The following is a 13,657-nucleotide window of genomic DNA, read 5'->3' as shown; positions in this document are numbered from 1 at the left end:
GGTTTTCCTCCAAAATGATTCTTTCATTTCGTTATCGTAAATATTCAAATCGCGTAGTACTTCCCGTTTGCCCAGCGATTACCTCGAGTCTAATTTCCATTCGATCTTTCAATTCTGGAACATGGGAAATCACCCCAACTAATCGACCTGAATTTTGGATGTCCATCAATGTTTCAATTGCTTGATCCAATGATTCTGGGTCTAATGTACCGAAACCTTCGTCAATAAACATCGTTTCAAGGGAAATACCACCAGCAAAGTTTTGCACAACATCACACAATCCTAACGCTAGGGCAAGTGAAGCTTTAAAGCTTTCTCCTCCTGACAGTGTTTTCACATGCCTTTCTTGGCCTGTATACTGGTCAAATACGAGTAACTCTAAACCACTTTGGACATTTCCTTTTGATCGGTCACTCTTGCGGACAAGCTGATATCGTCCGCTTGTCATTTTATTTAATCTGCTATTGGCTTGAAGCAATATTTCATCCAGGAAAGAAGCCAATACATAGCGTTCAAAAGTAATTCGTTGAGCATTTTGTCCTCTGGAAATATCATATAAGTGACCGACAAGTTTATACTGATTTTCCAGATCCTTTACTTGTCGATTTATTGAAATCACCTGATTATATATTTCTTTATTTTCTTTTTGCTTTATTAACATATTTGTATGTTCTTCCTGCAATTTATTTGCTTCTTCGATAATAGTCTTAAGCTTATTTTGAAGATCTTCCATGCTCGGAATGGTAATATCTTTAAGCGTATTTTCTAAATCCTTTAATCGATCGGAAACAGACCGACATTCTTCTCGGTAAGCTTGTACTGACTCTTTGAGCTTCTCTACTTCCTTTTCCAACAATTTACTATCTGAATAAGAGCGATAGGTTGGAAAACCTTGCTTTGTCATGCTTTCTAAAAAAATCTCTCTTTCTGTCTGCAAGCTATCAGTGAGCTGTTTAATTTGTTTTTGTACACTTTCGAAACGGACGGATTCTTTTTGCCAATTTTCTTTCGTCATCTGCACTTTTTCTTGCGCTAACTTTAATTGAGCTTCTAACTTCTCTAACTGAAGCGAACTTTCCTTCCACACTGTTTTATACCGAGATAGATCACGCAGTTCAGCTGGAATAGCATCTTTCATATTTTTCCATGTGGTATTATGTTCTGTGTATTGGATAGTAGTCTCTCGCATCACCACTGCTATTTTTTCAAGCTCAGATTGCAATTCATGATAGCGGCGCTCAGCACTAACAAGAGATTGTTCCATCTTATCTCTTTCTGTCAATTGTTCCTCAAGTCTCTTCTGTTCGGTATTAATTCTGTGAAGTTCGCTTTTAATCGTATTTACTGCTATCGTACTTTCTTCATTAGTAAAATCCGGATAAATATCTTTCACTTTCATTAGCTTATTTTGAGCATCTTCCTCTAATAATTTCCACTGTGTATTTGCTTCAAGCCAAGCCGCTTCTGCTTTTGCCTTTTCCTTCTCTATTGCTTCAAAATCTTTTTTCGCATTCTTACGGTCTTCTTCCGTTGCATTGTCTTCATGATTTCTATTTGTTGCCGGATCAGGGTGATGTACACTTCCACAAACTGGACAAGCCTCGTCTGGCTTTAAGCTGCTCGCTAAAATATATGATTGATTGATAAGCCATTTATTTTCCAGTTCTTCTACTAGTTTTTTTGCATCTTCCACTCTTCTTAGTGTATTGTCTAGCATTTTTTCCTTTGATTCCGCATCTACTTTTTGTCTCATCGTGCGATTTAGTACTTCTAAATAATCATTCATTTTCTCTAAGATAGATTGTAAATTCCGGAGCTTGTCTTTGTTTTCTAGCAGCATTTCCTTTATTCCGTCTAACTGCTTTAAACGTTCTTTCACATTTTGTATCATTACTTCTTTCTCTTTTCGTTGATTTTGAAGTAACGCTTCCTTAGCCCCTAGACTATCTAAATCTTTTTTTATAATGCTTAGTTTTCCTTCTACTTCCGCAAAACGAAAGACATCCTTCTCCATATTTTTTAAATCGACAAGATAATCAGACAACTGTTTTCGTTCTACTTCTTTTTCTACCTCTTGATTTAGTTGTTTTTCTGCCTCTTTTAATTGACTATTAAGCTTTTCTAACTTGAATTGAATCATTTTCTCTTCTAAATTTCTTTCATCGATTTGTTTTTTTAAATGATGGCAAATTTCTTCCTGTTGGGCAAGAAGCGCTGCTTTTTGCGCCATATTAATTTTATTTTCTGTTTCTGCATATTCCTTCTGTTGATTATTTAGTTCTTTTAAACGGGTAGAAAGCTCTTCTTTAAGCTTTATTTGTTTTAATATAGATTCTGCTTCATATAAATGTTGCTTCAAACTATCTCGATCTGTGTTTTTCCGATCCAATTTTTTCTGTAGCTTTTCTATCTCTTCTCCCATTAATACAATTTCTTCTTTTAATAGAGGAAGAATCGCCACATCATTATCACGATCTGATTCCAATTGAGTGATGAGATCCTGATGATAAACTGCCGTTATTTTCGATAAGGCATTGGTACGTAACAGCACTTTTTGTTCTACTTCTTTTTTTAGTGCTTGTGCTTGTTCCTTTAACTTCTCTTCAATCCGCTTATACATTTCCGTATGAAATAATCGCTGTAGGATATTTTCTTTTTCTTTACTATCGGATGTAAGCAATCTACGAAATTCTCCTTGAGGGATCATTAGAATTTGCCGAAACTGATTGCTATCTATTTGCATGATTTCTTTTACTTTTTCATCGACATCACGGATAGAGGAGGCAACAAGTTGTTCATTTCCATCTGCATCAAACGTATATAATTCTGCCTTAGCACCGATAGTTGTATATCCATCTCCTCTTTCCTTTTTCTTCTCTTGCTGAGGTGCTCTTGTAATTAAATATCGGTTTTCTTTTAACTTAAACTCAAAACTGACTTCTGTTAATAAGGAGTCTTCAGCGAACTGGCTTCTTAATTCTGGACCATTGCGGTCTTCTCCACTTGCTTTCCCGTATATCGCATAACTAATTCCGTCAAAAATCGTTGTTTTCCCAGATCCCGTTTTTCCTGAAATAACAAACATAGTACGATTTCCTAAAACAGTAAAATCAATGACTTCTTTTCGTGCATATGGGCCAAATGCTTGCATCGTTAGCTTTAATGGTCTCATTTCGCTCCCTCCTCTCTTAGAACCTGGTTAATGACCGTTGTCATCCATTCCTGTTTTTCTTGCGTAAAATCGGCTGTTGTCATTTCTTCATAAAAAGAAGCGAATAACTCTAATTCATTTTTTTGAACTTCTTTTTGAACTTGTAAAATACTCTTTTCTTTCCGGTCTTTATTTTCTATTTTTCTTTCTAAATGAAGAACATTGGGATAGACTTGTCTTAATTTTTGAATCGGATCAAGAATTGCCCCTTCATCAAGTAATGTAATTTTTAAATAATCATCTACTTTTTGCTGCTGATAATAGGAAACGTCTAGCAATTCTTCTAAGTATCCTTCCATTTCTCGCATATCTCTTTTCGGCATTAATGTTTGATAGCTTTGCGTGAAATTCCCTTTTTCATCTATTTCAATGATAGATACTGATTTCTTCTGTTTTGCTTCAGAAAAAGAATATTTCATCAATGATCCCGAATACTTTACAGTTGGATGATGTATAGCATCTGGACTGTGCAAATGTCCTAAAGCTGTATAAGAGAAGGGCGCAAATAATTCTGCACCGACACAGCCAGATCCGCCAACAGATAATATTCTCTCAGAATCTGTTGTTTTTCCGCCAAGTACAAAGCTATGTCCGATGAATACATTTGGCTCATTTATATTTAAATTACTTTCGATCTTGCTAATAATTGCTTTCATTGCATCATGATGATTAAGAATAGTATCATCCGCTAATAATTTTCTTACCACTACCGGCTCACAGTATGGCACTAAATAAAAATTCACACCAGAAAATGAAATCGGAGTAAAGCTATTTTCTATTTTACCGTTTAAATAAAAACGATTCTTCTGATACCAAGAGCTTCCAAAAGATAATCTTTCGGCACTATCATGATTTCCGGAGATCGCAAGAATCGGAGTATTTAACTCGACATTAATAAAATATAATACTTCATCCAATAAATTCACGGCATCAGTCGGAGGGATCGAGCGATCATATAAATCACCGGCTATAATAACTGCATCTGGTTTTTCTTTCTCCACTAGGTCCATAAATTGTTTCAGCATAAATCGTTGATCTTCTGTCATATACAAACCATGCACTAATTTTCCTAAATGCCAATCGGCTGTATGAATAAATTTCATTACTTTCACCTCTATGTTTATGAAAAAAACTTACGCTTTTTTAGTATATTAATTATAAATAAAAGAATATATTCTATTATTATAACAAACTATGAAAAGATGAGGATATCAGAGAAGGAGTAAACCAATTATTTCTATAAAAGAAGACATTATTCATTTGACAGATTACCAAAAGAAAAAGGCCAGACCATTTTTTGGTCTGACCTTTTATATATGAAGAGTAGCTATCCTTATATTTTAGTAACGTTAGCAGCTTGTGGTCCACGTGCACCTTCAACAACTTCAAATGAAACGTCTTGGCCTTCTTCTAGAGATTTAAAGCCTTCAACTTGAATCGCTGAGTAGTGTACAAATACGTCATTACCATCTTCAGCTTCAATGAATCCAAACCCTTTTTCTGCATTAAACCATTTTACTTTACCGTTTTTCATGTAAAAAAATCCTCCTAAAAAAGCTTGCTAGCTTCATCTTTTAATTACCATTTTCACGCATAAGCATTTGGCTATTAATCTATCATTTTAAGTTGTTGATTGAATAAATAACATACTAAATACGTCAATAACGGTTAATGTAAATTTAACAGTTTTAACTATTATTGTCAATAGAAAACCCTTTCATTTTTCGGATAATTATAAATTTCGGTTATTTTTTTAGCGATATACTACTTTTTGATTAATTCTGGTAAACTCTGAATAGATTTTATCATTATATCTAGCTTTGTTTCGATACGATTCAGCAGATAAAAGCTGACAACTATCGGAAACCCTACTTGGCTTATAAATGATATAACCTCATCCACTCTGTACGCCTCCCAATAAAGTTTACCTATTACGTTTCAGGCGGATTAATTATTCCCAGACGCAATAGGTAAGCTGTTTAACTTGCTATTTATGCGTTAGATTTTATAATCTGTTACCATTCTTTCCACTAATCGAATTCCTTTTACCGCCATTAAATCACCATTATTTGAAGTAAAAACCTTGGATGCAATAATACTTTGCATGACAGTTAATACTTCTTCAGAATTAACTGGTTCAATCGGGCTTTCAAGGGATAATTTTGAAGTTTTTCCATTACTCGTTTCAAATGTGATCTCTAATGTTTTTGCCATTATAATTTCTCCTTTCTATTTTTTTACTATTGCTGTGAAAATCACTATGCTTCTACTATTTCAGAAGTGTCATTTCGTTCAACCGAGTACAAAGAATAGGTCACTAATGATGCCATCCCTTGTGCAGCTGCAAAAATTTGTTCTGGAGTTGCCATTTCATTTAAATTTCTAAACGTCTTTGTTACAAGATTCGGCTCTCCATTTTCTTTCATTCCATTTAGAAAAGCCAACTTTAAACTTGCTTCATTCCAAAGCGCTTGGGCCATCAACTCTCACCTCCTTTCAACTTTTAAATAGAGAGAAAAAGTCAAAAAGGACAGTTGTTTTTTTAGAAGCATGAAAATAGTACTTTCTGCAGATGACAATGGTTATGTAAACAATCCGATTTTCTCATCTGTGCATACGATAATCATATAAAATAAAGGAGGGAAGATACTTTGGAATGGTTACAGAGTTTTCTACTGGAACATTATTATATATTAGTACCGGTCCTATGGATTATTGGTTATGCACTTAAACAAACACCCATTATCTCTGATTGGTTGATCATTTGGATTCTTCTTCTAACCTCCATTTCTTTAGCAGCTTTTGCTTATGGAATGACATTTGAAGCTATCACAAATGGAATTATCGCAACAGGCGTATCTGTATTTGGACACCAGCTTGCAAAGCAGACTATATTTAAGGATAAATCTAAATGACAATAATGACAGATTAAAGCAGAATAACTTAATGAAGGATCAATCACCTAAATAGAGTCGATTTTCCTTTTGTTGTTGCAAAAAGAATAATCGACTCTATCATTTGAATTAGTGAATTCACTTATTGTGTCATTAAAATATTATGAAAATTTACATATAATTGGAGTGATCTTGTTGAAAAAAGTTTATATTATAAGACATTGCGAGGCTAAAGGCCAACCATCGGAAGCGCAACTTACTGATAAAGGTTTTAAACAAGCAATAGAAATATCTAAATTTTTTGCCGGAATTAAAATTGACCGTATTATTTCGAGTCCTTATAAGCGTGCTATTCAATCGATCGAGCCACTTGCAACGCGATTAAATTTAGAGATAGAGATTAATAGAAAATTAATAGAACGTGTATTAAGCACAGAAAGTCTTTCTGACTGGTTGGATAAACTAAAAGCAACTTTTGAAGATTTCGAATTAACATTTGAAGGTGGAGAGTCAAGTCAGGAAGCGATGAAACGAATAGTAAAAATTATTGAAGACGTTTTTAATAATGAACATGAAAATACAATCATTGTTACACATGGGAATCTAATGTCATTACTTTTAAATTTTTATAATAAAAATTTCGGGTTTGATGATTGGCAAAATCTTAGTAATCCTGATATATACCTTTTAAAAAATGTTGGTAATAAAGTAATTTATGAACGGCTATGGAAACTATAAGAGCTTTAAGTACAGGTAGATTATGAAGAGATCTTCTATTATCGTCTGCTTTCGTTTAGTCAAAAACAAAATCAAATATAAGAAACTTGCTGCTGTCTAATTATTTATCGCCTTTATTTATTATTTCTAATCTTTGTGCATATGTTGACCACTTTCTTCATCTCTTCTAGCTAAAAAACTAGCTGGATGACTACTCTACTCATCCAGCTAATTTTTCTGTATATCCTGTTAGTTAGTTGTACTTAAATTCTTTGTTAATTTTTTATAGTTTATAAACATGGCAATTCTCCAAGGAACAATCATACAGAAAGCAAGCATCCAAAACATACCGCCTAATGGGCCAACATCGATGGAACTACTTAGAATAAACTTTGCCACAATTCTAATTGCTAAGAGTCCAAATAATATATAGATAAATGCCTTTGAATTAATTAAATATATATCATTATCTTTTATTTCAAATTTTGTTGTTTTAATTAATAAAAATGAAAACAAGATTCCAGCAATAGCTGCTTCTAAAATTTCTTGTCCGCTAATACGAAAGTATGGAAAAATAAACATTAAAGCTCCAGTACTCATAAAAAAAGGCGGCAATATAATTTTCTTTGGTGAAACTGGCTTCTTAGCCGCTTTCATTCTCATAACCATAACGGAGACGCCCATAAACACTGCAATACATGTTGAAATTATGACAGAAGTCATAGAAAAACCCCTTTACTAACCTTTTATCATTGCCTTAAGAATACTTTTAATCTTACCACTAAGATCAGCACACTGTCTATTTATATAAATAGACACAAAGAAAAGATAGGATATGATTATATCATATCCTATAAAAGCATCTACTATATTTGTTATTTTAAAACTCGATTTATTGCATCTAATACTCGCGTATCATCAAAAGGCTTTACGATAAAATCCTTCGCACCAGCTTCAATTGCTTCCACTACCATTTTTTGCTGGCCCATTGCTGAACACATAATAATTTTTGCTTGGGGAAATTCTTTCTTAATTTCTTTAACTGCGTCTAATCCGTTCATCTCTGGCATTGTAATATCCATTGTGACCAAATCTGGATCCAGTTCGCGATATAATCTTATTGCTTCCTTCCCGTTTTCCCCTTCTCCGATAACTTCATGATTCGATCTAGTTAAAATATTTGAGAGTGTTAGTCTCATAAACTTTGCGTCATCCACAATCAATATTCGCGCCATCTTACTTCCTCCTCAACAACCGAAAACACAATATCTAATAGGTAAATAAAATACTAATACTATTACTATTACTATTACTATTACTATTACTAATCCAATATAGCGAATCTTTATCATAATTTCAATGTATTTCGGCATCAAAGTTGACAAATCATGGTATAAAATTATGTAATTCATCCTATTTTAAATCTCTTGCCATTGTGCTTGTTAAATATTATAGCATGGAGTAATGATTAAAAACCTTGAAAATCACCAAAAATTGGTGATATAACACGTGTTAACCATTTCATCCCATCTACATACAATAAAATTCCCATCACAATCATAAAGAATCCGCCAAATTTCGTCCACTGTACACTATACTTTTTAAGTTTGTTCCAATGAGAAATAAAAAAGGATAAAAAAATAAACGGAAGTGCAAATCCGATAATATATGCTCCTAAATATAGTAAGCTTGTTTCTGGATGCAGGCTTGCTAAAGATAGAACCGCTGCTAGAATCGGACCGTTGCAGGGAGTCCATCCTGCCGCAAAACTTAATCCAATCAAAATGGATCCCAGATAACCAGTTGGTCTGGTCTTAAAAGAAAACCGATATTCTTTCATTAACCATTGAGGCTTTATTAAGCCAATGATAGTTAGACCAAAAAATATGATGATAAGCGAACCAATCTTTCTTATTTCTTCTTGATAGACTTTAAAATATTCTCCTATCAAGGAAGAACCAAAACCAAGGGCAATAAAAATAATCGAAAATCCAAAAAGAAATAGAATTGTATGAATTAAACTAGCATTATTAAGTAGTTTCTCTTCTTTTAACTGTCCGCTAGACATTCCAGTTATATAGGATAAATAAGCAGGATATAATGGTAAACAGCATGGAGAAATAAAACTCAAAAAACCTGCCCCTAATGCAAGAAAAAAATTTATATCTACCACTATCTATCTCTCCTTTCTCCATTTCTTATAACTATATGCTTGTACAGCCTATATATGTATCTTTGCGATATTTTTGCATTTACTTCCAAAAATAGATATAATTAAGTAAATTAATTTCCACTTTAACATTTATTAAATAACAGAATTTAGACGGAAAGGAAAATTAACCATGCTAAAAAAGCAATTGCTTACTCAAATTGAATTAAAGCGTACAGAGCTTATTGAAATTGCTATGAAACATGGTTTTTCATCTTCCTCAGCCATTATATGCAGTCAAGAATTAGATGTATTACTAAATAAATATAATGAAATAAATTTAAAAAATAAGTTTCCTGCTTTCCCAAAATCAAAAAACAATGGAATATCTAAAAAGAGAAAAAGCAAAAAAACCGAAGTTCACTGCTAGATTAGCGAACTTCGGTTTAATTTTATCATTCTAAAGTTAAATCACCTTTCTATGTGAGTTCCACTTTATGCTCTACTGTCTCTTCAATAGAATCGGCAGCTCCATTTTGTAGTAGATACATTTTATAATACAATCCTTTTTGTTGCAGAAGTTGTTGATGGTTACCCTTTTCCACAATGTTTCCTTTGTGAAGCACTAAGATTAAATCTGCATCTTGGATGGTAGAAAGACGATGAGCGATGGCGATGGTTGTTCTGCCTTTACGCATTTTCGATAATGCAAGTTGAATAGCTTCTTCCGTTTCTGTATCAATATTGGCTGTTGCTTCATCCAATATTAGTACTTTCGGATTTGTCAAAATGGTTCTCGCAAATGCAATAAGCTGGCGCTGTCCACTTGAAAAAGCAGAACCTCTTTCTACCACTTTATGATTATATTGATCTTCTAGCTTTTCAATGAATTGATTAGCTTGCACAAACTTAGCTGCTTCGATAACTTCTTTCTCCGTTACTTCCTTATTATATAAACGAATATTATCTGTTACTGTTCCATAAAATAGGAATGGATCTTGAAGTACTAACCCCATTTTTTCCCGAAGTTCTCTTTTACTGAAAGACTTTAATGATTTGCCGTCAATCAGAATTTCCCCTTTTCCAAAATCGTAAAACCGCATAAGTAGATTGACAATAGAACTTTTTCCACTTCCTGTATGTCCTACTAATGCAACAGTTTCCCCTTCTTTAGCCGTAAATGAGATGTTTTTCAACACATCTTGTTTCCCATCATATGAAAAAGTGACATCCTTAAATTCAATCACACCATTCTCAATTTTACTTTTGCTATCAGCAACTAAAGATGGCTCTATACCTTCTTCATCTAATACGGTAAATACGCGAAAGGCAGATACAATTGCTTGTTGATAAAGTGATAGGCGCATCATCATATTATTGACTGGCTCAAAAAAACGATCTAAATAACTTACAAAGGCATATAATACCCCAATTTCAATCGGATTGTTAAAAGAAGATATCCCAAAATAGCTTAAAACAAGAATAAGCCCAAGTACGTAAACAAGGTCAATGGCAGGTCTGAGGAGTAACCCTTCTAACTTAATATTACGCATTCCTGCTTGATAGTGCTTAGTATTAATATCATCGAACTCATTTTTCAATCTTCTTTCTTGTCTAAATACTTGGATTATATTCATTCCTTGTAAAGATTCACTAAGTTTTGCATTTAATTGGCTTAATCGTTCTCTTATATCTTGGTAGAAGCTTGAGCTATATTTCCGATACGTATAAATAATAAATCCTAAGATTGGCAGTAAAATTAAACAAATTGCCCCAAGCTTAACATTCAAAACAAACATAGCAATGATAATACCAAAAATCATAAATCCGCTTTGAATAAAGGTTGCAAGGACACTGACAAACATATCTTTAATTGCTTCTGTATCATTTGTTACTCTCGAAACGATACTTCCAGCGGGTATTTTGTCAAAATAGCGGAGTCCAAGTGTATGAATCTTCGAAAATATATCAACCCGAAGCTGCTGAATAATATATAAAGCAATTTCTTGAAACTTATATAATTGAAAATACATAATTACTACATTCATGATTTGAATGAAAATATAGGTAATTCCCAAAACAGTTAATGGCTGAACGGCTAAATTTCTTGGTGTTAAATAATCATCTATGAAGACTTTAATTAAATATGGTCCAGCTAATTCTCCCAATGTCGATAAAATTAAGAGACAGAATGCAATCATTACCGCTTTTTTATGTGGTTTTATATAACCTAGTAATCGAAATAATACTTTTCTTTGCTGTTCACTTGTGAGTTTAATAGTTTTATCCATTTGTATCCCCCATGCTTACCATTACTTCTAAAGCCTGGCGATGGTACATTTCTTTATACCAGCCGCTTTCCTTCACAAGCTGTTGATGGTTCCCACTTTGAATAATTGCCCCTTCATCTAGTACGATAATAAGGTCAGCATGTTCAATAGCGCTTAATCGATGGGAAGTGATAATCGTTGTTTTACCTTCCCTATTTTCCTTTAGAGCTGTCAGAATACGTTCTTCCGTTTTTGCATCGACTGCTGATAAAGAATCATCTAAGATAAGTATTTCCGGATTCATCAGGAGTGCTCTCGCGATTGAAATGCGTTGTTTCTGCCCCCCTGATAAAGATACTCCTCTTTCGCCAACTACTGTATTATAACCATCTGTGAATCCAAGAATATCATCATGAATATTTGCTAATACAGCGGCCTTATGAATTTCTTCCTCTGAAGTATTGGGATTAGTAAAAGCAATATTATCTCGGATGCTGGCAGAAAACAGAAAATGTTCCTGTGGTACATATCCAATGGATACTCTCAATGCATCTAAACCCATTTCCTTTATTTCTGTTCCATTAATCATAATTTTTCCATCATAATGGTCATATTCTCTAAATAACAATTTTAAAAGCGTCGTTTTTCCAGCTCCTGTTTTGCCGACAATCCCTAGAGTCTGCCCTCTTTTCAAACAAAAGTGAATATTTTTCAGAACATCAATTTTATGGTTATAAGAGAAAGATTTTAAATCATACACAATATCCCCCGCTGGCGGTGTTGTAATAGCTGCGGGCTTATTGATAATATCTACCTTAGTTTCCATTAATGCCGTAACACGGTCATATGAAGCTCTCCCTCTCTCCATAATATTAAAGAGCCATCCAAATGCCAGCATTGGCCAAATTAACAGTCCTAAATAAGTAGTAAAAGAAACGAGCTGTCCTAAACTAAGTTCTCCATTAATAACATACCGTGACCCAAATACAATTGCTAAAAAGAAAGAAATACTGACAATAATGGATATAGTAGGGTCATATAGAGCATCTACACGAGCTACTTTAATATTTTTATCAACTACATCAAGAGATGATCTGCGAAAGTCTTCAACATCTTCTCTTTCTTGGCCAAATGTTTTTAATACTTTCATTCCAGAAATACTTTCTTGCGTTTTATCATTTAACGATGAAAAAGCAGCCTGAGCTTGATGAAAGTACTTATGTATTAAAGAACCATAATAGCTTGTTAATATCGCCATTAATGGCATTGGCAATAAACAAATAAGGGTAAGCTTCCAGCTAATTGTTGTAGCCATTGCAATAATAACAAAGCCACCTGTTGCTAAAGAATCTACTAAAGTGAGCACCCCTTGCCCTGCTGTCTGTTGAATCGCCTGTATATCATTTGTTGCATGTGCCATTAAATCTCCAGTACGATTTCGCTGATAGAAGGACTGAGACATTTTTGTAAAATGACTATACAGCTGATTTCTCAATAATCTACCTAACTTTACAGCGGACCCGAATATCAGTACTCGCCAATAATAACGAAGTACATACATTGCTAATGCCGAAACAACTAAAACGCCTGTCCACTGTAATAAATTGCTCCAATTTAATGTTTTTCCTTGAATATGATCAACGACTATACCAACTATTTTCGGAGGAATCAATTGAAGGATAGCAACTAAAATCAACAGAAAAACCCCTCCAAGATAAGCTTTCTTCTCCTGGATAAAATACCATTTTAAATTTAAAAAAACTTTCAACCCATACACACCTCTTATCTGTTGGCAACTAAATATGTAAAAATACCCTTCACTAGTTTAGCAAAATATTTAGGAACTGGAAAGAAATTTTATTATATTTTCAAAATATTTAATAGAGTGGAAATATTAGTTTTTCTTCCTATAATTAAAGAGGGTTCCTAGAACGAATACTGTTCTTTTGCTTGAATGGCTGTTTGTCTTATTATTCTCCTCCTTCCTTTATAACCGAATGTACGTTCGTATACCTCTTAAGTTTAATATTGTCATAAGTTATCTGTCAACTAAAACAGAAGTGTCGTTGTATTATTTTAAAACAAATGTAATTCTGACAAAAATAAAGTCGAACAATGACAAAATTTTTGTGATTGTTCGGCTTTTTTAGTCACTAAAAAAATGTAATATCCAGCTGCTATAGAGCAAGGCTGTCTTCATAAAGTATCTTTCACATGATTGACGAATCTATTGAACCTTTTGTCATATCTTGCGGTTTCCGGGGAAATGATGAGTTGATTTCCATTATGTCTTGTCGCCCTCTGCCTTGAAATTTTGTCTTCTTTTTATTGAAAATTATTATCAAAATACAAATAAACCACTTTTTTCATATTTAATCAGAAAAAAGTGGTTTAGAAATTCTGATGAGAATTACCA

At 33.4% G+C, this 13,657-nt stretch carries 14 protein-coding genes; 3 read left to right on the top strand and 11 right to left on the bottom strand.

Annotated features, from left to right (window positions below; translation table 11 throughout):
* Positions 1–31 precede the first annotated feature (31 nt).
* The 6 genes from C2I06_RS05545 to C2I06_RS05520 all read right to left on the bottom strand — a co-directional run bounded on the left by C2I06_RS05545 (position 32) and on the right by C2I06_RS05520 (position 5,691).
* A complete protein-coding gene (locus C2I06_RS05545; RefSeq protein WP_123257638.1) occupies positions 32–3,172 on the bottom strand; it encodes an AAA family ATPase in 3,141 nt (1,046 codons plus the stop codon).
* On the bottom strand, positions 3,169–4,314 hold the full coding sequence (locus tag C2I06_RS05540; RefSeq protein ID WP_095328513.1) for an exonuclease SbcCD subunit D: 1,146 nt from the start codon (positions 4,312–4,314) through the stop codon (positions 3,169–3,171). The genes C2I06_RS05545 and C2I06_RS05540 overlap by 4 nt, the downstream gene beginning before the upstream one ends.
* Before the next feature lie 230 nt (positions 4,315–4,544).
* Positions 4,545–4,745: a cold-shock protein gene (locus tag C2I06_RS05535; RefSeq protein WP_031537602.1), complete on the bottom strand. Its 201-nt coding sequence runs from the start codon at positions 4,743–4,745 to the stop codon at positions 4,545–4,547.
* 230 nt (positions 4,746–4,975) lie between these two features.
* Positions 4,976–5,113 carry a YvrJ family protein gene (locus tag C2I06_RS05530; protein WP_095328512.1) on the bottom strand — a complete coding sequence of 46 codons (138 nt, stop codon included), beginning with the start codon at positions 5,111–5,113 and terminating at the stop codon, positions 4,976–4,978.
* Positions 5,114–5,209: 96 nt separating this feature from the next.
* The gene (locus C2I06_RS05525) at positions 5,210–5,425 is read right to left on the bottom strand and encodes a DUF2922 domain-containing protein (RefSeq protein WP_095328511.1); all 216 of its coding nucleotides are present in this window, start codon (positions 5,423–5,425) and stop codon (positions 5,210–5,212) included.
* 44 nt (positions 5,426–5,469) lie between these two features.
* On the bottom strand, positions 5,470–5,691 hold the full coding sequence (locus C2I06_RS05520) for a DUF1659 domain-containing protein (protein WP_095328510.1): 222 nt from the start codon (positions 5,689–5,691) through the stop codon (positions 5,470–5,472).
* 171 nt (positions 5,692–5,862) lie between these two features.
* Here C2I06_RS05520 and C2I06_RS05515 point away from each other — a divergent pair, with 171 nt between their 5' ends.
* Together C2I06_RS05515 and C2I06_RS05510 are read left to right on the top strand one after the other, a co-directional pair.
* The gene (locus C2I06_RS05515; RefSeq protein WP_095328509.1) at positions 5,863–6,126 is read left to right on the top strand and encodes a phage holin family protein; all 264 of its coding nucleotides are present in this window, start codon (positions 5,863–5,865) and stop codon (positions 6,124–6,126) included.
* Between the two features lie 165 nt (positions 6,127–6,291).
* Positions 6,292–6,843 (top strand): histidine phosphatase family protein, encoded by a 552-nt coding sequence (locus C2I06_RS05510; protein ID WP_338134286.1) that lies wholly within the window; start codon positions 6,292–6,294, stop codon positions 6,841–6,843.
* Positions 6,844–7,071: 228 nt separating this feature from the next.
* Here C2I06_RS05510 and C2I06_RS05505 read toward each other — a convergent pair whose 3' ends face one another.
* From C2I06_RS05505 to C2I06_RS05495, 3 genes are all read right to left on the bottom strand, one after another.
* Complete coding sequence (locus tag C2I06_RS05505) at positions 7,072–7,545, bottom strand: CcdC family protein (protein ID WP_095328507.1); 474 nt, start codon at positions 7,543–7,545, stop codon at positions 7,072–7,074.
* 152 nt (positions 7,546–7,697) lie between these two features.
* Positions 7,698–8,057 (bottom strand): response regulator, encoded by a 360-nt coding sequence (locus C2I06_RS05500; RefSeq protein ID WP_095328506.1) that lies wholly within the window; start codon positions 8,055–8,057, stop codon positions 7,698–7,700.
* Positions 8,058–8,290: 233 nt separating this feature from the next.
* Positions 8,291–8,995, bottom strand: coding sequence for a cytochrome c biogenesis CcdA family protein (locus C2I06_RS05495; protein ID WP_123257636.1), 705 nt, complete (start codon positions 8,993–8,995; stop codon positions 8,291–8,293).
* 169 nt (positions 8,996–9,164) lie between these two features.
* Between C2I06_RS05495 and C2I06_RS05490 the strand changes: the two genes are divergently transcribed.
* Entirely contained in the window at positions 9,165–9,401 is a 237-nt protein-coding gene (locus C2I06_RS05490; protein ID WP_123257635.1) for an aspartyl-phosphate phosphatase Spo0E family protein, read from the top strand.
* A 49-nt stretch (positions 9,402–9,450) separates the two neighbouring features.
* Here C2I06_RS05490 and C2I06_RS05485 read toward each other — a convergent pair whose 3' ends face one another.
* A complete protein-coding gene (locus C2I06_RS05485) occupies positions 9,451–11,262 on the bottom strand; it encodes an ABC transporter ATP-binding protein (RefSeq protein WP_123257634.1) in 1,812 nt (603 codons plus the stop codon).
* On the bottom strand, positions 11,255–13,009 hold the full coding sequence (locus C2I06_RS05480; RefSeq protein ID WP_123257633.1) for an ABC transporter ATP-binding protein: 1,755 nt from the start codon (positions 13,007–13,009) through the stop codon (positions 11,255–11,257). The genes C2I06_RS05485 and C2I06_RS05480 overlap by 8 nt, the downstream gene beginning before the upstream one ends.
* Between the last annotated feature and the right edge of the window lie 648 nt (positions 13,010–13,657).

This window comes from Niallia circulans, assembly GCF_003726095.1.
Classification (GTDB): Bacteria; Bacillota; Bacilli; order Bacillales; family Cytobacillaceae; genus Niallia; species Niallia circulans_A.
The sequence above is the reverse complement of the archived record's forward strand: the minus strand, read 5'-3'. Positions and strand labels throughout refer to the sequence as shown.